Origin of the sequence: Cytobacillus eiseniae (assembly GCF_017874625.1) — a bacterium.
Classification (GTDB): Bacteria; Bacillota; Bacilli; order Bacillales; family Cytobacillaceae; genus Cytobacillus; species Cytobacillus eiseniae.
This window is the reverse complement of record NZ_JAGIKZ010000008.1, coordinates 18,673-43,938: the sequence shown is the minus strand read 5'-3', so window position 1 is coordinate 43,938 and position 25,266 is coordinate 18,673. Positions and strand designations below refer to the sequence as shown.

The 25,266-nt window shown below is 36.5% G+C and carries 25 protein-coding genes and 1 pseudogene; 23 read left to right on the top strand and 3 right to left on the bottom strand.

Features of this window, described 5'->3' with window-relative positions:
- Positions 1–85: 85 nt before the first annotated feature.
- From J2Z40_RS08940 to J2Z40_RS08910, 7 genes are all read left to right on the top strand, one after another.
- The gene (locus J2Z40_RS08940; RefSeq protein WP_066395185.1) at positions 86–1,720 is read left to right on the top strand and encodes a YceG family protein; all 1,635 of its coding nucleotides are present in this window, start codon (positions 86–88) and stop codon (positions 1,718–1,720) included.
- Positions 1,721–1,725: 5 nt separating this feature from the next.
- Positions 1,726–2,826, top strand: a complete 1,101-nt coding sequence (locus J2Z40_RS08935; protein WP_425351384.1) for a toxic anion resistance protein — start codon at positions 1,726–1,728, stop codon at positions 2,824–2,826.
- Between the two features lie 55 nt (positions 2,827–2,881).
- Positions 2,882–3,493 (top strand): TerD family protein, encoded by a 612-nt coding sequence (locus J2Z40_RS08930; protein WP_066395179.1) that lies wholly within the window; start codon positions 2,882–2,884, stop codon positions 3,491–3,493.
- A 200-nt stretch (positions 3,494–3,693) separates the two neighbouring features.
- Positions 3,694–4,395, top strand: coding sequence for an anthrax toxin lethal factor-related metalloendopeptidase (locus tag J2Z40_RS08925; RefSeq protein WP_066395178.1), 702 nt, complete (start codon positions 3,694–3,696; stop codon positions 4,393–4,395).
- A 78-nt stretch (positions 4,396–4,473) separates the two neighbouring features.
- Entirely contained in the window at positions 4,474–5,268 is a 795-nt protein-coding gene (locus J2Z40_RS08920) for a thymidylate synthase (protein ID WP_066395177.1), read from the top strand.
- Positions 5,265–5,753 (top strand): dihydrofolate reductase, encoded by a 489-nt coding sequence (locus J2Z40_RS08915; RefSeq protein ID WP_066395176.1) that lies wholly within the window; start codon positions 5,265–5,267, stop codon positions 5,751–5,753. The genes J2Z40_RS08920 and J2Z40_RS08915 overlap by 4 nt, the downstream gene beginning before the upstream one ends.
- A gap of 424 nt (positions 5,754–6,177) precedes the next feature.
- Positions 6,178–6,894 (top strand): lysophospholipid acyltransferase family protein, encoded by a 717-nt coding sequence (locus J2Z40_RS08910; RefSeq protein WP_066395175.1) that lies wholly within the window; start codon positions 6,178–6,180, stop codon positions 6,892–6,894.
- A 347-nt stretch (positions 6,895–7,241) separates the two neighbouring features.
- Here J2Z40_RS08910 and J2Z40_RS08905 read toward each other — a convergent pair whose 3' ends face one another.
- Positions 7,242–7,478 (bottom strand): hypothetical protein, encoded by a 237-nt coding sequence (locus tag J2Z40_RS08905; RefSeq protein WP_066395172.1) that lies wholly within the window; start codon positions 7,476–7,478, stop codon positions 7,242–7,244.
- 186 nt (positions 7,479–7,664) lie between these two features.
- On the opposite strand from J2Z40_RS08905, the gene ilvA reads away from it, so the two are divergent.
- The 4 genes from ilvA (at position 7,665) to J2Z40_RS08885 (ending at position 10,532) form a co-directional block, all read left to right on the top strand.
- Positions 7,665–8,933 carry a threonine ammonia-lyase IlvA gene (ilvA, locus tag J2Z40_RS08900; RefSeq protein WP_066395169.1) on the top strand — a complete coding sequence of 423 codons (1,269 nt, stop codon included), beginning with the start codon at positions 7,665–7,667 and terminating at the stop codon, positions 8,931–8,933.
- A gap of 212 nt (positions 8,934–9,145) precedes the next feature.
- A complete protein-coding gene (locus J2Z40_RS08895) occupies positions 9,146–9,343 on the top strand; it encodes a twin-arginine translocase TatA/TatE family subunit (protein WP_066395167.1) in 198 nt (65 codons plus the stop codon).
- An 86-nt stretch (positions 9,344–9,429) separates the two neighbouring features.
- Positions 9,430–10,188 (top strand): twin-arginine translocase subunit TatC, encoded by a 759-nt coding sequence (gene tatC, locus J2Z40_RS08890; protein ID WP_066395165.1) that lies wholly within the window; start codon positions 9,430–9,432, stop codon positions 10,186–10,188.
- Positions 10,189–10,280: 92 nt separating this feature from the next.
- Positions 10,281–10,532 (top strand): DUF2535 family protein, encoded by a 252-nt coding sequence (locus J2Z40_RS08885; protein ID WP_066395164.1) that lies wholly within the window; start codon positions 10,281–10,283, stop codon positions 10,530–10,532.
- Positions 10,533–11,483: 951 nt separating this feature from the next.
- On the opposite strand, the gene J2Z40_RS08880 is transcribed toward J2Z40_RS08885, so the two are convergent.
- Complete coding sequence (locus J2Z40_RS08880) at positions 11,484–11,990, bottom strand: PCYCGC motif-containing (lipo)protein (RefSeq protein WP_066395163.1); 507 nt, start codon at positions 11,988–11,990, stop codon at positions 11,484–11,486.
- Between the two features lie 595 nt (positions 11,991–12,585).
- Here J2Z40_RS08880 and J2Z40_RS08875 point away from each other — a divergent pair.
- The 4 genes from J2Z40_RS08875 to J2Z40_RS08860 all read left to right on the top strand — a co-directional run bounded on the left by J2Z40_RS08875 (position 12,586) and on the right by J2Z40_RS08860 (position 15,758).
- Positions 12,586–13,566: a nucleoside hydrolase gene (locus J2Z40_RS08875; RefSeq protein ID WP_066395160.1), complete on the top strand. Its 981-nt coding sequence runs from the start codon at positions 12,586–12,588 to the stop codon at positions 13,564–13,566.
- Positions 13,567–13,657: 91 nt separating this feature from the next.
- Entirely contained in the window at positions 13,658–14,236 is a 579-nt protein-coding gene (locus J2Z40_RS08870) for an SCO family protein (RefSeq protein ID WP_066395158.1), read from the top strand.
- Between the two features lie 131 nt (positions 14,237–14,367).
- Positions 14,368–15,177, top strand: a complete 810-nt coding sequence (locus J2Z40_RS08865) for an SGNH/GDSL hydrolase family protein (protein WP_066395156.1) — start codon at positions 14,368–14,370, stop codon at positions 15,175–15,177.
- Positions 15,174–15,758, top strand: a complete 585-nt coding sequence (locus J2Z40_RS08860) for a YpmS family protein (RefSeq protein ID WP_066395152.1) — start codon at positions 15,174–15,176, stop codon at positions 15,756–15,758. The genes J2Z40_RS08865 and J2Z40_RS08860 overlap by 4 nt, the downstream gene beginning before the upstream one ends.
- 83 nt (positions 15,759–15,841) lie before the next feature.
- Here the strand turns inward: J2Z40_RS08860 and J2Z40_RS08855 are convergent, their stop codons facing one another.
- Positions 15,842–16,597 carry a DUF4397 domain-containing protein gene (locus tag J2Z40_RS08855; protein ID WP_066395150.1) on the bottom strand — a complete coding sequence of 252 codons (756 nt, stop codon included), beginning with the start codon at positions 16,595–16,597 and terminating at the stop codon, positions 15,842–15,844.
- A gap of 309 nt (positions 16,598–16,906) precedes the next feature.
- On the opposite strand from J2Z40_RS08855, the gene rsgA reads away from it, so the two are divergent.
- From rsgA to J2Z40_RS08815, 8 genes and pseudogenes are all read left to right on the top strand, one after another.
- The gene (gene rsgA, locus J2Z40_RS08850; RefSeq protein WP_066399362.1) at positions 16,907–17,977 is read left to right on the top strand and encodes a ribosome small subunit-dependent GTPase A; all 1,071 of its coding nucleotides are present in this window, start codon (positions 16,907–16,909) and stop codon (positions 17,975–17,977) included.
- A gap of 479 nt (positions 17,978–18,456) precedes the next feature.
- Positions 18,457–18,543: pseudogene (locus J2Z40_RS19780) on the top strand (YjcZ family sporulation protein); the annotation flags it as partial.
- Positions 18,544–18,884: 341 nt separating this feature from the next.
- Positions 18,885–20,246, top strand: a complete 1,362-nt coding sequence (locus J2Z40_RS08840) for an aspartate aminotransferase family protein (RefSeq protein ID WP_066395146.1) — start codon at positions 18,885–18,887, stop codon at positions 20,244–20,246.
- On the top strand, positions 20,246–20,938 hold the full coding sequence (locus J2Z40_RS08835) for a 3-oxoacid CoA-transferase subunit A (RefSeq protein ID WP_066395143.1): 693 nt from the start codon (positions 20,246–20,248) through the stop codon (positions 20,936–20,938). The genes J2Z40_RS08840 and J2Z40_RS08835 overlap by 1 nt, the downstream gene beginning before the upstream one ends.
- Positions 20,923–21,561: a 3-oxoacid CoA-transferase subunit B gene (locus J2Z40_RS08830; protein ID WP_066395141.1), complete on the top strand. Its 639-nt coding sequence runs from the start codon at positions 20,923–20,925 to the stop codon at positions 21,559–21,561. Before J2Z40_RS08835 ends, J2Z40_RS08830 begins: the two co-directional genes overlap by 16 nt.
- A gap of 28 nt (positions 21,562–21,589) precedes the next feature.
- Positions 21,590–22,855, top strand: coding sequence for a peptidase (locus J2Z40_RS08825; RefSeq protein ID WP_066395139.1), 1,266 nt, complete (start codon positions 21,590–21,592; stop codon positions 22,853–22,855).
- Positions 22,856–22,988: 133 nt separating this feature from the next.
- Positions 22,989–23,846, top strand: a complete 858-nt coding sequence (ablB, locus tag J2Z40_RS08820) for a putative beta-lysine N-acetyltransferase (protein ID WP_066395130.1) — start codon at positions 22,989–22,991, stop codon at positions 23,844–23,846.
- A 13-nt stretch (positions 23,847–23,859) separates the two neighbouring features.
- Positions 23,860–25,266 carry a sigma-54 interaction domain-containing protein gene (locus J2Z40_RS08815; protein WP_245350039.1) on the top strand — a complete coding sequence of 469 codons (1,407 nt, stop codon included), beginning with the start codon at positions 23,860–23,862 and terminating at the stop codon, positions 25,264–25,266.

Sequence of the window (25,266 nt, the reverse complement as noted above, 5' to 3'; positions counted from 1 at the left end):
CTTGGTTCCTGTATGTTTGCATTTTACTAGTTTTCGTTTTTCTAAATTACAGTCTTTCGCTCATAGAGGGAAGGGATCTATTCATATGAAAACAACATATAGCCAAATGAAAGTAAAACTTTTGCCAGTAACGATTGATAACTGGTTACCCATGTTAAAAAAGGAACCAAAAGAAAGGCCTTACTATTCTTTGGAACAAGGAACAATCCAGCTAGGGCAGGTAATTGCACGTTTTTTAGGTGTTCCACTGGATGAAGATGAATATTACAATAAGCTATTTGATTATATTCATATTGAAAATGCTGGCCTAATGCTGATTAGTGAAGACACACTTGATAAAACGATTGATAACCAGCAATTTCAATCCATTCAAAAGATTTTGAATATTAATCGCGAGCAAAATTTATCTATTAATCGGTTTGTTGCCTTTCTTGATGGTGAACAGCTGCTGCTAAAATCAAAATATCCTTCCTTGCATCGAAAAGTAAGAGAAGCAATGATTGCGATTCTTCAACTATTCTCTGCACAAGAACCAAATGGATTAAAAAGTCAGGAATTAAGGCGTGTGCTCGTCGATGTGATTAAATGGTCATTTAATCACTTGACCGCCAATTGGGATGATTTAGACCCGATCAATGGAATGCCAAAGTTTTTATGGTATGGAAACTCAACAAAAAGCCACCAATACTTTTTATATTATTTAAGCCAGCTTGGTTGTGACATTGTTGTATTTTCACCATCGGGAGAAGACATTCAAATTGGCGAAGGAACAGATATTGAGCAAGCCTTCTTACATCAATATCCAGAGAAAAAACAGCAGGAGCCTTTTCCTACAGAGAAAAGACGTAGAACAGCGACTGTCGCGTACCGGGCATCAAGGGAAATTGAATCCATCCTAAATCATGAAGGATCAGGTCTCTATAAGCCATGGCAACTGAGGGATTACACGCCAATTTCTGTCACTCTTAAAACAACATATGATGAGCTATTTATATTGATAAAAGAAATAGCCATGATTCGGCCAAACTTTGAAGTGAAAAATGGCAAAGTAAAGATCCCAGCTATATTCGCTAAAGTGCAAGGAGTAAGTAAAAATCGTAAAGAGTATTGGGAACGATTGCAGACGATCAGTCAATATGATCATAGTCTATTAATCCAAAGATTTCCGTTTACTAATAATATTAATAATGATTTCCGATTTCATTATCGGAATGCCTTAGGTTCAGATGGATTATTGGATCCTCAAAAAATGGTGAATGCCCATTATTGGAAATATCAGCACTTGCCTACAGGACTTCAATATGGCATTGCGACAGCCATTCGGAATATTTGTGCTCGTCCATATCTTAAAGCTGCTCACTATGAGGATAAAGAAGAAATAAAGACCTATCTATTTACTCAAGGGATGCAAATTCCTCCTAGTATATTGCAGCTCCTGCAAAAGTTCGATTATTCCCAGGAAGTACCGAAACTTATTTTATATAATAATGAACTAAATGGGACAATGACTAGAACAGATGCGGCATTATTATTACTACTTAATCAATTTGGCATTGATATTGTTATCTACAATCCACCAGGGCATAATGACTTAGAAAACTTTGTTGATGATGGCATATACGATGTGCATTGGTTAGAGGATGTCGTTTTTGAACAGGAATTTAAGGAGCCATCCTTATTAAATAGAGTGAAAAATTTCACAAGGAGATTGAAGCGATGAATCAAATGCAGCAGACAAATTTAGATTTAACATTAAATAAAGCACCTGAAGAAAAATTGACTGAAGCGAGTGTATCTGAAATTAAACTAGCTTTGCGTCAAGACCCAGAAGTGATGAATTTAGCAAGAACAATTGATGAAAAGGATCAAATTCAAATTCTTGAGTTTGGGAAAGAACCAGCTACTCAAATTTCTCGTTTCTCCGATCAAATTCTCGGCAATATGAGAGCGACTAAAGTTGAGGATTCAGGAGAATTATTAAAGCAGCTCGGCCGGATAATGGATAAATTTGACAAAAAAGATTTTGAGAAAACATCTGGCGGTTTATTTGGCAAGCTATTTAAAAAAGGCGAAAAGCTAATGGATAAGCTGTTTGGTAAATACCAAACGATGGGCCACGAAATTGATAAAGTATATGTGGAAATTTCAAAGTATCAAAATGAGATGGTTGATTCGACAACAATGCTTGACCAGATGTACGAACAAAACTATCAGTACTATATCACACTTGAGAAGTATGCAGTGGCTGGCCAGATGAAGGTAGATGAATTGAAAGCAAACCAATTGCCGCAGCTTGAGTCACGTGCAGCTGCTGGTGACCAAATGGCATCCATGCAGCTTGATACGCTAAGAAATGCAGTCGATCTACTTGAACAACGAGTGTATGATCTAGAAATGGCTAAGATGGTCTCTCTTCAGACTGCACCACAAATCCGTCTGCTACAAAGAGGGAATACGAAGCTGATTGGAAAAATCAATTCTGCCTTTGTAACGACAATTCCAATTTTTAAAAATGGACTTATTCAAGCTGTAGCAGCAAAAAGACAAAAGCTAGTAGCTGATTCAATGAATGAACTTGATCGAAGAACAAATGAAATGCTTCTTCGCAATGCGCAAAATATTTCAACACAAAGTGCTGATATTGCAAGACTTGCTGGAAGTCCAAGCATCAAGATTGAAACGATTGAGGAATCATGGAATATTATTATAAAAGGCATGCAGGAAACAAAAGCAATTGAAGAAGAAAATAAGCGTATGCGTGAAGAGGGTACAAAAAGACTTGAACAGCTTCAAGATAATTTCAAAAAAATTAAGCAACAAGGTTAATACACAATCGGTGTTTCACCGATTGATTACATAATACTTTTATGAGGTGAAGTAAATGGCTATTAATTTACAAAAAGGACAACGTGTCGATTTAACAAAAGGGAACCCAGGACTTTCAAAAATTATGGTAGGTTTAGGATGGGATCCTGTACAAAAAAGTGGTGGCGGAGGATTATTAGGATCGCTGTTCGGTGGCGGAGGCGGTTCGAATATTGACTGTGACGCATCTGTCATTATGTTAGGGGAAAATGGGAAGATCAGAAATAATAGTGACGTGATCTATTTCGGTAATTTAAAAAGTAAAGATGGCAGTGTACAACATACGGGTGATAATTTGACTGGGGATGGAGACGGAGATGACGAGCAAGTCCTTGTTGATTTAAGTCGTGTACCATCACAAGTTCATAAGCTTGTGTTTGTCGTTAATATTTATGATTGTGTAAAGAGAAAACAGCATTTCGGCATGATTCAAAATGCATTTATTCGAATTGTGAATTCTGCGAATAACCAAGAATTAATTCACTTTAATTTAACGGATAATTATAGTGGACAAACTTGCTTAATCGTTGGTGAATTATATCGTCATGGAAGTGAATGGAAGTTCGCTGCTGTTGGTACAGGTACATCTGCACCAGGCCTTGGCGATGTTGTCCGCACATTCTCTTAATCGTTGAAACCATTCTTATTAATAAAAAGCCTGAAAGAAATCTTCAGGCTTTTTTGCTGTTTCTCCTTTTGGAAATTACCCCCAAATACTGTATATTCTTCTAGATAACTAGCGTTCTATGAAATACTCGCCCATGATATAATTAAACTATTCATTTATGAAGATAGTACTTCCCGAGAATGACCAAAGGGGCATTGCCAATGAAAAAGTTTAGTTTATGTACATTTATGTTAATCATTTCACTTGCATTAATGGGCAATTCGCAAGCAGCGATGGGTGGGATCCTACTGAAAGATTATCCTAGGCATTCACTTCTAAAAGAAACGCTTGTCTTAAATTCCTCTAATTTATTAGGCAGCATAATCATATTACCTACTGAACCATTTGATGAATATGCAGCTTCTCAAATTATTTCAAGATTAGATAACTTGCCATTCTCGCTTTTATCAAAAGTAGGCGAAGAAAATATTAAGCTTAAACTTTTCATTGGACAATTGACAGATAACCCTACTGCTGCACATCTACAAGGAATCATCCCTAGAGGATATACTAATGGAACGACATGGGATGATGTTCCTGGCATCGGCGGTTCCCGAACCGTCCTTGTTAAAATTGGTTCGAGTGATAAGGGAAGTGGGCACAGCTCGATTAATTTAGAACTGCATGAACTTGCCCATTCTATAGATCGATATGTATATAAGGGAATTCGAAATAACCATAAATTTCAAGCAATTTGGAAAAAGGAGAAAGCTAAATTATTTCCATCACAAGATTACTTCTTATCGTTTCCTGAAGAATATTTTGCAGAAGCCTTTGCATTATATTTTCTAGGAGGAGATTCAAGAAATCTTTTAAAAAATAGGGCACCAGAGACATATCGATTTATAAAAGGTTTAAACTAGACTTAACCTAAATAACGCTTGAAAAAAATGCTTACATCTCTCACAATATAAGCATGATACAAAAAAGGTTGGGTGAAAATGAAACAATATCTGGAGCTTTGCAAGCATGTCCTTGAAAATGGTGTTAACAAAGAAGATCGAACAGGAACAGGCACAATTAGCACATTTGGCTATCAAATGCGTTTTAATTTAGCTGAGGGCTTTCCTCTATTAACGACAAAAAAATTGCATGTTCGTTCGATTATCCACGAATTACTATGGTTTTTAAATGGAGATACAAATGTTAAGTACCTGCAAGATAATGGGGTGCGAATTTGGAATGAGTGGGCTGATGAGGATGGAAATCTAGGCCCCGTATATGGCCACCAATGGAGGTCATGGACGAGTGGAGATGGAAACACTATTGATCAGATTACTGAATTAATCGATCAAATAAAAACAAATCCGGATTCACGACGTTTGATCGTGAATGCATGGAATGTTGGAGATATTGAAAAGATGGCCTTGCCGCCATGTCATTGTATGTTCCAATTTTATGTGGCTGATGGGAAGCTTTCTTGTCAATTGTATCAGCGGTCAGCAGATGTATTTCTAGGTGTTCCATTTAATATTGCATCCTATGCACTTCTTACACTAATGATTGCACAAGTTTGTGATTTAGAACCTGGTGAATTTGTCCATACATTTGGGGATACTCATATTTATCATAATCATCTTGATCAAATTCAGCTGCAATTAAACAGAGATGTTCGTTCAATGCCTAAAATGAGAATAAATTCTGAGGTTAAAGATATTTTCGGATTTACATTTGAAGATTTCACTCTTGAAGAATATGATCCACATCCACATATTAAAGGAGTGGTGAGTGTATGATCTCACTTATGTGGGCAATGGACAACAATCGTGTGATTGGTGTAAACAATCAGCTGCCATGGCATTTGCCTGAGGATTTAAAATTTTTCAAGCGGACGACCATGGGGCATCCAATTGCGATGGGCAGAAAAACATGGGATTCAATTGGAAGACCGTTGCCAGGAAGAGAGAATATAGTCATCACTCGTAATCAGGATTTTGCATGTGAGGGCTGTACAATCATGAAATCAATTGACGCACTTCTAGAATATAGCAAACAAACGGACGAAGAAATCTTTGTTATTGGTGGTGCTGAAATCTTTTCACTGATTTTACCTAAAGCAGACAAGCTTTATTTAACTCGGATTCATCATGAGTTTGAAGGGGATACATTTTTCCCGGAGCTCATTTTAGCCGAATGGACTTTGATTTCGAAGGAAAAAGGGATTAGAAACGAAAAAAACCCATATGATTATGATTTTGAAATTTATACGCGAAATACATAATTTACTGCAGCCTAATTCTAGGCTGCTTTATTTTTTATATAGGAAAATACAAATGTAAATGTTGCGGATAACTTTGTGACAAGTTCTGCGTCCAGCTCCACAAGGAATACTTCGGCAGAATAAGCATCGCACGAGTATAAGTGTTTTTCTTATAGGAGGAGCGCCTACCCCCGACGTACAGGACGTACTAGTGTCGACAATGCGACAGGACGTCGCGTTTTTGTCGACCTCGAGGTCACAAGCCAATCCTCTAAAGATCGGTATAGGACGCCTTTTTAGTAAGGCTCGTCTTGTGCTATGCCTGAGGCTGATCAAGGCGCTTGCGCTTTTGTTCTTACTTTAGAATACAAATATGAGCACTATAGTTAAATATACTTATCTATTATATAATAGAAAATGCAGTTGAGAGTTTGGGAGGAACAGCATGATACGATTACTCGCATTTTTAATTTACATGATGAGCTATCTAGTATATAGCTTGCCAACATTATCAAAAATGAAAAAGTTACATCCAGAAATGCCAGTTGATGAACGTGATCGTTTGATTCATCAAACACCTAGTAAATGGTCTAAAACAATTATGAAGATAACAGGTTCTCACGTACAAGTGAAAGGTCAGGAATTGATTCCAGATGGTCCTGTTGTATTTGTATGCAATCATGAAGGTGATTTTGATATTCCTGTATTATTAGCAAATATTGAAAAGCCTTTTGGGTTCATTTCCAAAGTGGAAGTAAAGAAGGCGCCAATTATCTCTTCTTGGATGGAGGTAATGAACTGTGTTTTTATCGATCGGAAGGATCGTAGAAGTGCGGTGAAATCAATCCGTGAAGGTGTTGAAAAATTAAAGAACGGTCATTCCATCGTTATTTTTCCAGAAGGGACAAGAAGCAAGGGCGGGCCAATTGGAGAATTTAAAACAGGAGGCTTACGTCTAGCAAAAGATGCAGGCGTACCGATCGTACCGATTGGGATCAAAGGGACTTCAGATATATTTGAAAAGAATGGACGTCTCGTTCGTCCTGCTAATGTACAAATCAATATTTGTCAGCCTATCGACCCAAGTGTGTTTCAGCAAAGAGATTTAAAGGAAACAGCAGTAGCTGTAAGAAAGATAATTATTGATAGCTTTTCTTTATAAAGATCGATGCAAAAGGCTTCTGTTACGAAACAGAAGCCTTTTGCAATTGTTCAGGAAATTGTAAACTAAACTTGAATGTTGTGTATAACTTTGCGACAAATTTGTCTGCGTCCAGCTCCACAAGGAATACTTCAGCAGAATAAGCATCGCACGAGTATAAGTGTTTTTCTTATAGGAGGAGCGCCTACCCCCGACGTACAGGATGTACTAGTGTCGACAGTCGCGTTTTTGTCGACCTAGAGGTCACAAGCCGATCCTCTAAAGATCGGTAAAGGACACCTTTTCCGTGAGGCTCGTCTTGTGCTATGCCTGAGGATGATCAAAGCGCTTGCGCATTTGTTCTTACATTAATAGCTTGGGTTAACTAAGTATTCTGTTAGTTCCTTCACCATTCCTTGAAACTCAAGAGGATCACAAAAATCTTCAGGTGAAAAGTTACTTTTTACCCATTGAATTAATTCATAAGGTGTATTGAAAAACTCTCCGCTAGAGTCGCTTTTGCGAATCATATACCGTCCATTATCCTCATCCAAAGTAACTTCAACGGGCAACGAGCTATCAAGGCTGCATAATGAATATTCCACAATTCCACCTCCCTAGTAGATAAGATAAAAATCGGATTTTCATAACTTTCGATCAGTATATGTTAAAATCCTTCTTTTTAATCCGCAAAATATCGGAAAAGTTTAAATATTTAAATTATATGATTGAAAACCATTTTTGACATGATATAATTGAAAAATTAAACGTTAGAGAGATGAGGGTGACAAATGGAACAAAAGGTGATGAAGAAAAAATGGGTGCAGTTGGAGGAAATTTTAATTGCCTATCAGCAGTTGAAAGACATTGTTGCCCATACTCCTTTGCAAAAAAATGAGCGTCTATCGGAAAAATATGCCTGTAATGTCTATTTAAAACGAGAGGATTTACAGCATGTCCGCTCTTTTAAGCTTAGAGGAGCATTCTATGCCGTGAAGTCATTAGCTGTAGAGGAACTAAAAAAGGGCATTGTTTGTGCAAGTGCAGGAAATCACGCGCAAGGCGTTGCATATGCTTGCAAACAACTAGGTGTTAAAGGGAAAATCTTTATGCCAGTTACGACCCCAAGTCAGAAAGTAAATCAAGTTGAAATGTTTGGCAGAGATTTTATTGAAATTATTTTAGTAGGCGACACATTTGATGATTCCTATACAAAAGCACTTCAATGTGCTGAGGAGGAGCAAAGATCCTTTATTCATCCATTTGATCATGAGAAGGTAATAGCTGGTCAAGGGACCGTTGCGGTTGAAATCTTAAATGATTGTGAAGAGCCAATTGATTTTGTTTTTACGAGTATTGGCGGTGGTGGTTTAATGGCAGGAATGAGTACATATATAAAAAGTATCTCACCTAAAACAAAAATGATTGGTGTTGAACCAAAAGGTGCTGCTTCTATGAAAACATCCATCAAAAATCAAACTGTTACGACGTTGAATGAAATGGATAAGTTTGTGGATGGTGCCGCAGTTAAATGTGTTGGAAAGAAAACATTTGATGTTTGTCAAGAATTAGTAGATGATATTATCCTTGTTCCTGAGGGGAAGGTTTGTACAATGATTCTTGAATTGTATAATGAACACGCAATTATCGCCGAGCCAGCAGGTGCCATGCCTATTGCTGCGCTTGACTTTTATAAGAGTGAGATTAAAGATAAGAATATAGTATGTGTAATCAGTGGTGGAAATAATGATATTGGAAGAATGCAGGAAATGAAGGAACGTTCATTATTATATGAGGGACTGTTATACTTTTTTATTATCAACTTTCCACAACGTGCGGGAGCATTGCGAGAATTCCTAGATGAAGTACTTGGAAAGACGGATGATATAACCCGTTTTGAATACACGAAGAAAAATAATAAAGAAAATGGGCCTGCTTTCGTAGGAATTGAACTGAAATCTAGAGAGGATTATGCTGGCTTAATTGAAAGAATGGATAGGAAGGGTTTTTCCTATAAAGAGATAAATAAGGACAGTAACCTATTCCATTTGCTTGTTTAAGTTGAAAAGGGTATGATTGTATACGAATATAAAGTTTCAAGGATAGGAATACGGCAGAATTGAGGGCAAATAGAAATGAAAAAAGTCACAAATCAATAATATATATTTTTTTTGTGAACTAAATATGAATTTTTTAATTTCATGCCCACAACTAGCTTGTTAAATACTATAATGAAACTAGATTTAAAGTAAGTACTTGAAGGAGGATGTTTATGTTATCAAACATCGGTATTCCTGGATTAATATTAATTCTTGTATTGGCATTAATTATCTTCGGACCAAAGAAATTGCCTGAAATTGGGCGTGCCTTCGGTCAGACTTTAAGAGAATTTAAGAAGTCCACTCGTGAATTAACAAGTGATGTTATGGAAGAATTTGAAGATGACGATAAGAAAAAAACGGTTAAATAAGGGCGCAAGATTTTATGTCTTGCCCTTTTTTTCGGCTTTTAACGTCAATAATGTAATTACTCACTTGAAAATGGCAGGAGAAAATTATGAGTGATAAAGAACTAAACTTAGTTGATCATTTAGATGAATTAAGAAAAAGACTTATTATTACGGTAGGCGCTTTTCTTGTTTTTTTTATTGTCGGATTTGTATATGTAAAAGATATTTATCATTGGGTTGTTCGCGATCTTGATGTTAAATTAATCGTTCTTGGACCAAGCGATATTATTTGGGTATATTTTATGATTGCCACAGTTATTGCAATAGCTGGGACTATTCCAATTCTAGCATTGCAGATTTGGTTGTTTGTGAAACCTGCATTAAAACCAAATGAAAGACGGCTTTCACTTTCATATATTCCAGCCCTTTTTGTTCTTTTTCTTGTAGGTCTTAGCTTTGGTTATTTTGTGATTTTTCCAACTGTTTTAAATTTCCTAGTTGAGCTGGGCGGACAGATGCTTGAAACAAACTTTACAGCAGACAAGTATTTCCGCTTTATTTTGAATATGACGATTCCATTTGGGATTTTATTTGAATTACCTGTTGTGATTATGTTCTTAACATCACTTGGTATCATTGATCCTTATGCATTACAAAAAATTAGAAAATATGCTTATTTTGTATTGGTTGTCATTTCAATTGTCATCTCACCACCAGACTTTATGTCAGATGTGCTAGTAGCAATCCCTTTGCTTTTCTTATATGAAATCAGTATCAACTTATCTAAGATTGTATATAAACGGAAGTTGAAAAAAGAAAAGGAATGGCAGGAAAGTGAAGAATTTGAACTCATGGAAGAAGAGTAAAAAATAATTTAGCATCGCACCAAGAACAGACACTTTTCGATCATGTTATAGGGTATAATGAATTCAAACGGGTGAAAAAGAGGATTGATATTTTGCTAGTCAAAAGCCTAGAGTTCAAAAATTCAGCTGGACAGAAGGTCATTATCACAGAAATTCCTGTATTGAATAAATCTAGCCCACATTATTTCATGATTCAAGTCCGTTTACATGGCTTTATAAAGAAAATTCAAGCTGTCGAAAGCAATAAAAATAGTTTTTCTTTCAGAGAATATATGAAGTCTGTCTTAAAATGGCCAGTCTATCGTCAAATTTTTAAGACGCCTGATTTAAAAAATAATGCTTAAAGCACTAGCTTAAGTACTTATGTAGTTCAAGAAAATACGATTTTATAAGGCAATATCAAGCTAAATTGCATAATCTTTTGAATATGTAATTACACAGAAAACGCAGAAATTAGCATCTCTGCGTTTTTTATCATTTAATGATTCTTTAGTTGATAAGTTATTTGCTAAAAAACGTTCCTGCTTATAACCTCACCTTATTTCCATCTAAATAAGATGTCTTGTCCTCAATTGCGTAACGAGTATAAGTGAAATAAGCGGAAATTTTCCGGTTAAATACAGAATAAAGCTAGTTTTGGCGGAAATAAGCGGAGTTTTTCCGCTTATTCAATGAAAAAAGCCCCTATTTTTGAATATTTCGAGACAATAGGCGGAATATTTCCGCTTATTTGAGTTGTTTTTATTAATAATTGTGAAATAAGCGGAAATTTTCCGCCTATTCATTCGATTGGATGCTCAACCTGATCCCCCAGCAGACAAGTGTGGACCTTCTCGATCCTAGAAAAGAGAATCAACAACTATCCATCTCTTCCCTAGCTCATTCATATAATCCATTTGCACAGTTTTTAACATATATTTTATTTTTGTGACCAAAAGCTATTACCTAATGGGTAAAACCAATATTAAATTTGTTGCTATTTTCGATAGTAAAACTTAGTCATACTTGTCATAACAATGTAAAGAAGAGGGTGGAATATATGCTAATTCGCTTGCTAGAACACTTATTCTTTTTTACTTTTCTACCCCTGAACCGAACTGCTTATAGATACTAGTGTATTTTTTATAAGAATAGCTGTGAAAAAAGGAGATCAAAGACGATGATTAAAGCTAAAACTGATCTATATTCCCTTTGTCAAGCCACACGAAAATCTATTAACCCACATACCAACAAAAAAGCCTCGAGTACTGCTACTCGGGCTTTTACATAATCAAGGCTATTTACTTATATTCCATTTAGGCTGGGAATGGAGTAGGTGTCGGTTCCGCATATCCTTCTTTGTATTTCTCATCAATGTATTCGCGAATTTCCTTCATTGACTTTCCATCATTATACATATTGATACTATCAACTGCTGTATCTAGACATGTGCCACATCTTGTTCCATGATCATCCCAGACAATTTCACCATTCTCTTTATTTTCAAAAATAAAGCAATCATAATTATCTTTATGTGAAGCAGAATCCCCGCAGCCACAATAACATGGGATGTATTCTAGTAATTCTTGATATTGTCCAACGGCAGCATAAACCGTTTGTATTTGTTCATGTTTATCATCCAAAAAATTAGGTGCTTCAGAGACTGATGGAGTTCGTTCTCGTAAATCTCCATTTTCTGCATGAAATGAATGCTCATTCTCACTGTCAGAATGGGTAGATTCCTCTTGTGATGAAGAACAAGCAGAAAGGACAAATAATATGGCTGTAATGGAGAGGAAATAGGCAAAAATATTTTTCTTCATAAAAATCCCCTTTTTCTAATGTATTTTCCAAACATTATCATACCATAGATTTTCATAGTGAATTTGTAACATACATCACAAAATGTGTAGACATATTTTGATTTTCAAAGATTGTACTAAAATTGTGAAATTCAATGATAGAGCAATTAGCTCATTGGATGGAGAAGATGAAATGTAGTGAGAGCAAATGATAATAATTTTTCAATAAGTTTTTGCCATCTATTTTCCATTTGTGAATATATTATTTAAGAAGGCTCTTTTCCAGAACATTGTTGCTTTTGAATCAAATGTTAGCAGGAATAGTTTACCAAATAGCTCGGTTGATAGGAGCGTTACGTACAAGACTCCTCAAGAATGCTGTCGCATCTCCTTCGTGCGGTGTCAATACATGAAACGTATTTAATGTCACCTTAGATAAGTAGGGACAGCAAGCAGAGACAGAGGCAGAGTGAATGCTATTGCTCTCCGAGATGGCTCAAACGGACTACTCTGCAGAAGGAGAGCAACCTGGAGCTGGAGATTTATCTTTACCAAACTTTATCTTAAGTAGCAACAATATTTGCGAGAACATCCTTTAAGAAAGGTGGTTAATAAGATGAAAAGTACAAATATCCTTTTATTTGGTGATTTTGGAATTGATGATTTTGTTGCTGTTATTTTCTCTTTTTTTTCTGAGAAACTGAATGTTGTTGGCATTGTAGCTGAGTACGGGAATGTTTCTAAAGAGGATGCGTTAAAAAATGCAGCTTTTTTACAATCTTTAACTGGTACGGATATAATTCCGACCTTTGGGGGTGCTGGATTGCCATTAACAGGGGTTAAACCTCCATATTATCCAGAAGTTCATGGTTTTGAAGGTCTTGGGCCATTTGATTCTGGTATGGAAGTAAACCCTAATATATTTGAGAATTTTAATGAAATTGTCCCATTAATTGAGCAGTATAAGAATGATTTAGTCATCGTTAATATCGGAAGATTATCCTCATTAGCAACAGCATTTATTCTGTATCCAAATCTCATGAAAAGTGTAAATGATTTTTACATTATGGGCGGAGCATTTAATGTACCTGGAAATGTGACACCAATTGCGGAAGCGAATTTCTACGGAGATCCTTATGCTGCGAAAATTCTTATAAATGAAGCACCAAAGAAAATCCACATCATTCCATTAGATGTTACAATGTCTGCAATCATTACACCATCGATTATGGATTCCCTTCATGAATATTATCTGAAAACGAATAATCAAGCAGGTCTCGTATTAAGGGATATGGTTGACTATTATTATTCATTCTATAAAACAACGAATCCTGGTATTAGCGGGAGTCCATTGCATGATGTATTTACATTATGGGCAATTCAGGAACCTACTGAAATTATATATAAAGAAGTGCCCGTTCAAGTAGTTGTTGACCAGGGAATTGCTTTCGGACAAAGCATCGGTGATTTCAGAAAGGTACCAGATTTAAAATCTGAGGAGTATAAGGTACATAAAGTTGCGGTTCAGTTTAATTATTCCTCCTTTATTAAAACATTTTACGAGACGATGAAAAATGAAGGTGGCAAGATGGCCTAGCGAACTTCACAAGTTTGTCACTAATTTTTCTTCCTTCTTTCGTATGTGTCTGCTAAAATTAGGACGTATATGAATAGGGGTTGATTAAAGGATGAAAAAACGATTTCTTACTATATTGAGTGTATTTACATTGTTAATTCTTTCTGCATGCAATAATGGTGAGATAAAAGATGCGAGAAATTGGCCAGTGCCGGACTTTACTTATACAGATCAAAATAATGAGTCATTTGGTTTATCTGATCTTGATGGAAAGGTTTGGGTTGCAGATTTTATTTGGACGAATTGTCCGGATATTTGCATGCCAATGACCTTTAATATGGCGAAACTACAGAAAATGGCTAAGGAAGAGAAAATAGATAATATTGAATTTGTCTCTTTTAGCATTGAACCAGATGTGGATACGCCTGAAGTATTAAAGGAGTACAGCAAAGCAAACAACGCAGATTTAACAAATTGGCATTTTCTAACTGGTTATTCTCAAAAAGAGATTGAGGAATTTGCAGTCGAGCATTTCAAGACGCTTGTGCAAAAGGCAGAAGGCAGTGATTATGTCGTTCATCAATCATACTTCTTTTTAGTTAACCAAGAGGGAAAAATCCAGAAAATTTATAGTGGATTTGAAGATGTTCCATATGAAGAAATTATTGATGATATTAAAACATTACAATAGACCGATCGATCGGTCTATTTTTTTTTCGAACAAATGGATTCTCATGATATTTTGATCACGTGTTATAATAAGATAGATAGTGTTAAATGCTGATCGTATTTCTATTTATTTAAAAAAAGGTGGGTGATACATTGAGACTAACACTCCCGATCGCTATAATTTGTATATTTTTGCTTACTTCCTGTAATCAATCAGCTAAGGTAAATGGGTTGCCAGTGGGGGATAAAGAAATTGCGCTTATTGAAAAAACAAAAGTGCCTGAAAGTTTTTTGCCGCAGGATATTTCGGTTGTTGCTGTAGGTGATTCTTTAACTGAAGGGGTTGGAGATAGCACGAATAGCGGGGGCTATGTGCCATATCTTGAGAAACTGCTAGAGGAGAATAAAGGAATCAATGATGCGACTTTTACTAATTTTGGTGTAAAAGGGAATCGGTCAGACCAGCTTCTTAAGAAATTACAGTCTAAAGAAGTGAAGGATACAATAAAAAATGCGGACTATGTCATTGTGACAATTGGCGGAAATGACATTATGAAGGTAGTTCGTGAACATTTTACAAATTTGAATCTGGATGCATTTAAGAATCAAAAAGGCTTGTATGAAAAGAATTTAAAAAAAGTGCTATCTATTATTCAAAATGAAAATCCTAATAGCCAGATTGTATTAGTGGGATTATATAATCCTTTTTATAAATGGTTTGCTGATATTAAAGAAATAAATGAGATTATCGATAATTGGAATCAAGCAAGCATAAATATTATAATGGAACATCAAAATGCTTATTTTACAGAAATTGCAGATATCTTTTTTCAAAATGAAGAAAATCTACTGCATACAGATTACTTCCACCCAAATGATAAAGGCTATGATTTAATGGCGAGACAAATTTTTGAGACAATCAGTAAAGAGGTTTTAGAAAAGCATGAGGAGAATCAATATTGAAGGATAATAAATGGAAGAAATTATTCTTTCTTCTTATAGGGATTTTAGCTGCTTTATTTATTTTGTTACTTATATTAATTAATATTCCAGCTGAGGAAGAAGAGTATGTTCAAGATTATATTAAAACAGAAAATTATGTGCCCTTTAAAATTCAAACAGATAAGCAAGATTTGAATCAATTGATAAATCATTATCTTGAAAAGGAAGGATTAACAGGGGCAATTGATTATAAGGTTCTCTTAAATGAAGAAGTAGAACTATACGGGCTTATTCCTGTGTTCAGTCAAGATATTCAGCTGAAACTGACCTTTGAACCACAAGTATTAGAAAATGGAGATCTTGTCCTTCAGCAAAAATCGATTTCAGTTGGACAGCTTCAATTGCCAGTTTCTTATGTGTTGAATTTTATTGCAAAAAATTATACCCTTCCTAAAGGAGTTTCTATTCATCCAAGCGAGGAACGGATATATGTTTCTTTACAAAACATGAAATTGAAAAGTGAAGTAAAAATAAAGATGGATACATTTGATTTGAAAAAGGATGATATCCAATTTACATTGTTCGTTCCTATTAATCAATAAGAGAGACGCTCGAACTAGATTTTAAGGTAAACGATATTCATTTCCTACTTAAAAAAAGGCGTGACAGATGTCATGCCTTTTTCTTACCCTAAAGTCATTAGTGCTTCAAGTTCTGAGCCATCAGTTAGCGAGCCAATTAAAAGGATCGTATAAATATTATTCATCTCAAGCTGGACTTCTGGCATTGGCAAGGCAATGTTATGAGAACCTGCAATTCTAACTTCCAGATCAATGTTCATTGGAGAGAGTCCGAGATAACTAGTTGCCTTTCGATACGATACATTCGAGAAAATTACATCTCTGTCCTTAACTGCAATATCTACAGTTGGAGTATCATTTGAGAGATGGATAAATCGAAGTTTTGCTTCTCCTCTTGGAACGAATAATTGACCCTCTACTGCTAACCATTTTAGATTTTTTGCCTGTCCGCTGAAAATAAGTGAATATACTTTTCCGTCTTCAATGACAACTTTCCTGCTTAATACCGTCGATACCATATTCCCAGCAGGATAAATGTCTATTTGATATTTACCTGCAGGCAAGGGCAAATACGTACTAACTTCCTTATAAGGAAATGCTTTTAACACCCGAATGCTATTCACATAAATATCAACTTCAGAGGCATCAATGGAAGCATGAATTAAGCGAATTAAAGCAGGTTTATATACTCCATTTTGTTCAGGTAGCCGTGTCTCACTTATGGATTGTTCGGCTAATTGTCTATATTTAAGATGCTTCTTATAATAAGTAATGTATTTATTCGGATCTGTGTACTTATAACAATTGCTTAAATAATCGTACATGTCCGCTTTCTGAAAATAACTTTTATTTTGGGGCATGCCTCTCGCTCCTTATCTTGATGGAATCCTTTAGTAACATATGCATTCGTATATAGGTTGGTGTCATGGATTTTATAAAAAAAGACTTTACTTTTGGTTACTTATTCCATATACTAAATATAAATTAGTAGAAGGTGGGTGAAGTGTAATGACAATATTAGTGAATGCTTATACGTTAATTGAAATGAATACTTACACAGCCCAAATTCAATCTGTTTAATTATTGTAGAATTTTCTCTATTTTCTATGCGTATTAAACCATGGGCTGTGTAGTCTATGGTTTTTTTGTTATTTAAAAAATTAACACGCATGGAGGAAATAACATTGAATTTACAAACATTTGGTTTTAACAGTTATTTTAAAAAAGAATTTGATAAATATAAAGAAGAAGGCTGCATAGTTGGCCGTGTAGCGCTTGAACATAAGAGAATGTATCGGGTTTGGACGGAAGAGGAAGAGTTATTATGTGAAATATCTGGAAAACTGTCTTTTAATGCAGCATCAAGAGAGGACTATCCAGCTGTTGGTGATTGGGTTGTAATAAAAACAAGAGATGGAGAAAACCGGGGAATCATTCGAGCAGTACTGCCTCGGATGAGTAAATTTTCACGAAAGGCTGCAGGAACGAATATCGAAGAGCAAATTGTTGCTGCAAATGTGGATACGATTTTTCTAGTTAACTCACTAAATGATGATCTCAATTTACGCAGGATTGAAAGATATTTGCTGCTTTCATGGGAAAGTGGAGCAAATCCAGTTATCATTTTAACAAAAGCAGATTTATGTAATGATTTAGACGATAAATTAGCAATGGTTGAGGCTATTGCAATGGGGGTTCCCGTCGTTTCTATTAGTGTAGTCGATGAAAGCGGTTTTGATCGTTTACAGCCATTTCTCTTGCCAGGAAAAACGATCGCGCTACTTGGCTCTTCAGGTGTTGGCAAATCAACATTGACTAATTATCTCTTAGGGAATGAGAAACAAAAGGTTCAAACGATACGTGAAGGGGATGACAGAGGTAGGCATACGACGACACATCGAGAATTAATCCTGCTTCCACAAGGTACGGTTTTAATTGATACACCAGGTATGCGAGAACTTCAGTTATGGGAAAGTGAAACAGGATTAGCTGAAAGTTTCACAGATATCGAAGGATTAGCAGAAGAGTGTAAATTTAGGGATTGTACTCATATAAATGAGCCAGGTTGTGCAGTTCATGCCGCAATAGAGGACGGCCAGCTAGACAACCAACGGCTCACTAGCTATAAAAAGCTTCAACGAGAACTTGCCTATTTTGAACGAAAGCAAAATAAACGCGCACAAGTAGAAGAAAAGAAACGCTGGAAAAAGATAAGTACGGATGTAAAGCAAAATAGATAAGAATAAAAGCGCAGGCACCTAAGGTCTCGCCGTACAAAGTGGATAACTGCCCCATTCGATAAAGGAAACACGGTGAGTGTGTGCGATACCGTGCTTGACGCAATCGGTGCGGAGCAGTACTGAAGTTTGATAGGAATAGGCGCCGAAGATGGACGTAGTTTAAACTATTCATAAAGTTATACACAACGTACGATTTTATAGTTTCCTAGTTAAAAATAAATGCCTCTTCAAAAGAAGAGGTTATTTTTTTCGTTCTTTTCTAGTGCAAGTATGGTTGGCGCTCCTTCTAAATGAACTTTTCCATAATAAATAGGCAAACACCCGTACAGGTCAAGCGTTGACTACATAATTTAATATGGAAAATGCCTAAAAAATTTGAGGAGTGAGCTTTTATGCAATATGGTTATGGTTGCGGTTTTGATCCTTGTTATTCTGGTTACTCGTATCCAGTAGCTGGTGCTTATGGTGGTAATTGCGGTGGAGGATTCTCTAATGGTTTTGCTTTAATTGTTGTTTTGTTCATCTTGTTAATCATTATTGGTGCAAGCTGCTACGGCGAATGGTAAATTTTGAATAAAGAAAGTATGGGTATAAAGTAAAATAGGTTCCCTTTCCGGGAGTAAACAATGTAATAAAGCTAAAAGCTAGCATGTGAAAGCAATGAGCTTCACATGCTTTCTTAGTAGTACTTTAAGCATGATCACTATAAGTTTTTAGCAATTTAACTACTAATTGTAAATAAGTATTTTGATTATTCCCTTACTAATCCAACTACATTTATGAAGCCCTTCTTATAACAAAGTGGGCTCTTTTTTTTTATCTAAGAAAGATTCAGAAAACCAACTCATATAATAAAATAGATGACCAACATTGATGGACTTGCTTCTATACAGGGAGGAGGGAGTTTATGACAGATACAAATACAAATTTAATTAAGCCGATGCTGGAGACGATTTATCCCGTTATTGACTATGGAAAAGGAGTTTATTTATATGATAAATCAGGAAAGGAATATTTGGACGCTTCATCAGGTGCGATTACCGCGAATATAGGTCATGGGGTAAAAGAAATAATTGATGCGATGAATGAACAAGCAAAGCGTGTTTCCTTTGTGTACCGTTCCCAATTTACAAGTGAGGCTGCAGAAAATTTAGCCAAAAAGATTGCTGAATTGGCGATTGGCGATTTGAATTGGAGTTTTTTTGTGAACAGCGGGTCAGAAGCAACGGAAACAGCAATGAAAATTGCCATTCAATACTGGCAAGAAAAAGGAATTTTCACAAAAAATAAAGTACTCTCACGCTGGATGAGCTATCATGGCATCACATTAGGAGCCCTTTCGATGTCTGGGCATACGGGGAGAAGAGCTAGATTTATTCCACTTCTCGAAGATTTTCCTGTCATCCATCCACCTTATTGCTACCGCTGTCCATACAATCGAAAAGCACCAGAATGTGGATATGTTTGTGCTCAAGAATTAGATACGGTCATTAAACGCATTGGCGCAGAACAAATAGCAGCATTTATTGCTGAACCAATTATTGGTGCGTCTGGTGGAGCAATTACACCTCCAAAGGATTACTACCGAGTAATTAAGGAAATTTGTGAAAGAAATAATATCCTCTTTATTGCAGATGAAGTAATGACAGGATTCGGTCGGACTGGACCGATGCTTGCATGTGAGCATTGGGATATAGAGCCAGATATTGTTGCCCTTGGTAAAGGAATGGGGGCAGGGTATGCACCAATTGCAGCTGCACTTGTGAGTGATCGAATTATGGAACCAATCTTAACGGGATCGAAAATTGTCATGAGCGGGCATACATTAAGTGCAAACCCACAAAGCTGTGCTGTTTCTCTTGCTGTGCTTGAGTATTTAGATAAAAAGAAAATTATGAAAGAAGTAGCAGGTAAGGGTGCGTACTTGATCAAAGAATTAGAAAGATTGCAAGAGCAATATCCGATTATTGGCGATATTCGTGGCAAAGGATTAATGATCGGTTTAGAATTTGTGCAAAATCAAAAAGATAAAACCCCCTTTCCACGTGCATTTTTACTGACACAGAAGCTAATTCAATATGCAGAAAGATGTGGGATTATCATCTATCCTGCTGGGGCGGGGATTGACGGTGTGAATGGTGATGCTATATTAATCGCACCTCCTTTAACGATAAAGACAGTAGAAATAGATGAATTAGTAAAGCGCTTTCATCAAGCGTTAAAAATGCTAACAGATTATGTATCAAAGATGGAGGTTGGAGAGGGTTAATGGAAAATACCTTTAATAAAATTGTTTCACTTGAACAGGCAATGGACTATTTCCATGATGGAATGACAATTTTATTTGGTGGATTTGGGGGGATCGGCTCACCACCGACAATCATTGATGGAATAATCGAAAAAGGAATCAAGGAATTAACTTTAATCGGAAATGATACTGGATTTCCGCATATAGGGATAGGGAAAGTCGTCAGTAAAGGAAGAGCGAAGAAAGTAATTGCTTCACATATTGGCTCAAATCCAATTGCAGGACAATTAATGACAGATGGCCAGCTTGAAGTGGAGTTTTCACCACAAGGAATTTTGGCAGAAAGAATTCGTGCAGGTGGTGTTGGGCTCGCTGGAATTCTATCAGACATTGGTATGGATAATGAAATTGTTACAGAAAACAAGCAGCGGGTGAAGGTAAATAAGAAGGAATACTTAATTGAAACAGCATTAACGGGTGATATTTCGATCATCTATGCAAAAAAAGCGGATCCATATGGAAACTTAATTTACGATAAAAGTGCAAGAAACACAAATCCACTCGTAGCTATGGCGGGAAACATGACAATTGCAGAGGTAGAAGAAATTGTTCCACTTGGTGAACTAGAGGCTGATGAGATTATTACGCCAGGTGTTTTCGTTGATTTCATCGTTCCATCTAAAGGAGTGAATTGGAAATGGGCTTGGGAATAGATATTCGTAACCAGATTGCCAAAAGGGCAGCGGAAGAAATAAGAAATGGAATGGTTGTTAATCTTGGAATTGGGATTCCTTCTCTCGTTCCCAATCATTTGCCAGATCACATCCGAGTTATGTTTCATGCGGAAAATGGAATAACTGGGATGGGACCAAGTCCAGAATATGGAGAGGAAGATGAAAATCTATGTAATGCAGGGGGGTTCCCTGTTACGGTCGTGAAAGGTGCATCGTATTGCGATAGTGCAATTTCGTTCGGAATGATTAGAAGAGGGAGAGTGGATTTGACCATTCTCGGATCATTAGAGGTTAGTGAACGAGGAGACTTAGCGAATTGGATTGTTCCTGGAAAAAAGGTCCCAGGAATGGGTGGAGCAATGGAACTTGCACAAAAAGCGAAAAAGGTAATTGTATTAATGAATCATGTAGACAAAAATGGAAGAGCAAAAATCGTTAAAGAATGTTCCTTGCCGCTAACATCTGGGCAATGTGTAGACTTAATTATAACGGAAATGGGAGTCTTTGAGGTGAAAAGTACTGGTCTATGGTTGAAGGAACGATTTTCCCCTTATTCAATTGAAGATATACGGGCTAATACAAATTGTGAAGTTCACGAGTAAATTCAATCAAAAAAGGGGCGTAGGTCATATGCAAGAAGAAATCAAAATAAAAAATTGGTTGCAAGAAAATCGTGAAAAAGGCATTCGCTTCCTTCAGCGGCTTGTTCAAGAAGGGAGCACAAGAGGAAATGAAAGCAGTGCTCAAGCGATCATCATTGAAAAGTGCCGAAAGCTTGGACTTACATTAGACATCTGGGAAATAGGAGAGAATAAGCTGTTGGAGCATCCTGTTTATCGTTCTGACCGCAAGGATTTCACAGGAAATCCAAATGTAATTGGTGTTTTAAAGGGTACAGGCGGCGGCCAATCGATGATATTAAATGGGCATATTGATGTAGTCCCAGAGGGGAATCGCAAGGATTGGCATCAGGATCCCTTTAGCGGTCTACTTGAGGATGGGAAGATATATGGCCGTGGTTCTACGGATATGAAGGGGGGGACTGCCTCCCTTTTACTTGCAATGGAGGCAATTATTAGTTTGAATATACAATTAAAGGGGGATGTGATTTTTCAAAGTGTCATTGAAGAGGAAAGTGGTGGTGCAGGGACACTAGCAACTGTGTTAAGGGGCTATCGGGCAGATGGTGCCATTATTCCTGAGCCAACAAATATGAAACTATTTCCTAAGCAGCAAGGCTCCATGTGGTTTAGAATTACGGTGAAAGGTCGCTCGGCACATGGAGGGACGAGATATGAAGGTGTGAATGCCATTGAAAAAGCAATGTTGATAATTAAGGCATTGAATGAGTTAGAAAAAATGCGTAATGCAAAAATAAATGATTCACTTTATCAAAATATCCCAATTCCTGTTCCGATAAATATAGGGAAAATTCAAAGTGGGCAATGGCCGTCTTCTGTTCCAGATATTGCCGTAATTGAGGGTAGAATCGGGGTTGCACCAAGTGAAACAATGGCGAAGGTTGAACAAGAACTTGAAGATTGTCTATCACAATTAGCAAAATCAGATGAATGGCTTAGGAATAATCAGCCGAAAATTGAGTGGTTTGGGGGCAGATGGCTGCCAGGAAATCTAGAAGTAGATCACCCGTTAATGACAACTTTAAAAACGAGTTTTGAAAAGGTCAAAAAAGAAAAACCAATTATTGAGGCATCCCCGTGGGGGACAGATGGAGGTATTCTTTCAACTGTCGGTAATACCCCTGTTGTCATCTTTGGTCCCGGCACAACTGAGGCAGCACATGATGTAAATGAGTACATTTCTGTTGACGCAGTGTTTATTGCAGCTGAAATCATTGCGTTATCATTGCTTGAATGGTGTAAAATAGATTCATAGTCAAACTTTTGATTTTTTGCAATTTTTCTCAACGTAAGGGGGACAGATACGATTGGCGGTGAAAGCCATTAGATATTATTCAATAAATGCTAGTCAATAGCAGCAGGGCAACTTTTATGAGGAGGATGAAAGATTGAATACAATTGCAGATCAGGTACTAATAAAGAATAATAAATTTACTGCGGATATATACATCGATTCTTTTAATAAGCGGATACGGATTGATGATCTGCAAGGAGATATTTCTTTAGTTATAAAAAAAGCAGAAGAAATGATAGGAGAACATAAGGCTGAAAAACTCATTATTAAAGGGAGGAAAGAGCATTACTTACGATTAATTGAGTCTGGATTTCAAATGGAGGCCGTAATTGATCAATACTTTCTTGGTTCAACCCTTTATTTTTTTACTAAATACTATACGAATGAAAGGCATACGAGTACTGAATGGTTAACGGAGGATCAAATCGTTACAAATGTTCTTCAATTGGATCGTAATCGATTTGAAGTCCTGCCTCCGTCTGATTATCAATTAAAGATGTGTACACATGAGGATGCAGAAGCACTAGCAGTTCTCTATGGAAAAGTGTTTCAAATCTACCCAACTCCACTAAATGACCCGCAATATATCAGAAAGACGCTCGATGATGGAACGATCTATTATGGCTTCGAAATGAACGGAGAAATTGTTAGTGCAGCCTCCGCAGAAGTAAATTCCTTTTATAAAAATGCTGAATTAACAGATTGTGCTACATTGCCAGAGCATAGAAAGCATGGCTTAATGAAAATTTTATTAGAAAAGCTTGAAGAAGAGCTTAAGGCGAAAGGGATCTATTGTGCATATTCAATTGCTAGATCACTATCATTTGGAATGAATGCGGCTCTTCACCAGCTAAATTATTCGTATCGAGGAAGACTGGTCAATAATTGTTATATATACAATAAGCTAGAGGATATGAATGTTTGGACAAAAGATCTTTCAGTAACAAAATAATTTATTGGGGGGGATGAGAATTACTGAAATCCAAGTGAATTCAAAAGAGATTTTGACAGCGATCTTACATGGAATCGATGAAGCAATTCATGTCGTCGATGTTCATGGAGTAACGATTTATTACAATGAAATAGCTGCGAAACATGATGGGATGACCGTTAAGGAAGTGCTTGGCAGATCATTATTAACTGTTTTCCCCTCTCTTTCGGAGGAGACGAGTACTTTATTGAAAGTAATGAAAACGAGTAAGCCCATTTATAACCAGCCGCAAGTTTTCGTGAATGTTCATGGAGAGCAAATAGAGACGATTAATACAACATTGCCGATCAGGGTAGATGGAAAAATTGCAGGAGCAGTTGAAATTGCGAAGGATTACTCACGATTGAAAAGTTTGTCTGAAAGTTTACTAGATTTGCAGAGTAAAATGAAGCCCATTTCAAAGAAAAATAAAAAAATAGCAAGCAGCACAAATTATACACTTAACAGCATACTAACGATCAATTCAGAGTTTAAAACAATCAAAAAAGAAGCAAAGAAACTAGCAAAATCAGATTCACCAATTATGATATTTGGCGAAAGTGGCAGTGGGAAAGAATTGTTTGTTCAAGGGATTCATCATGCTTCTTTTCGGGCAAATGGTCCATTTATTGCTCAGAACTGTGCCGCAATCCCTGAATCATTGTTAGAAAGCATCTTATTTGGGACATCAAAGGGCAGCTATACTGGAGCAGTGGACCGGCGTGGTTTGTTCGAGCTTGCAGATGGAGGCACGCTTTTTCTCGATGAGTTGCATACGATGCCGATTGAGCTACAAGCGAAGCTATTGCGTGTCTTAGAGGATGGACAAATAAGACGTGTTGGCAGTACGAGTACAAGCATTGTCGATGTACGAATTATTGCCGCAATGAATATTCACCCATTAAAGGCGCTAGAAAAGAAGCTGATTCGAGATGATCTTTTTTACCGTTTGAATGTACTTACCTTCAAGCTTCTGCCATTAAGAGAAAGAAAGGAAGATATTCCTTTTTTGACAGATCATTTTATCCATGTTTTTAACAAATCATTTAAAAAGACAATTAAAGGGGTCGACCAAGAAGTAATAGATTTATTTTTAACATACAAATGGCCAGGGAATGTAAGAGAGTTGAAACACACGATTGAATATATGATGAATGTATGTGAGCAGGAGGTGCTTACAGAAAATGATTTACCCGTTATGCTTAAGCAGCATCTCGAGTCAAAAGCAACGAAAAAATCAAATACAAACTTATCATTAAGAAAAAACTTACAGCAGGTAGAAATAGAATTAATCACTACTGCATTAAAACAAACGGATGGAAACATTAAGCAAGCAGCACAAATTCTTGAAATTCCAAGACAGACTTTGCAATATAAGATTCAAAAGCTGCAGATTGAATAG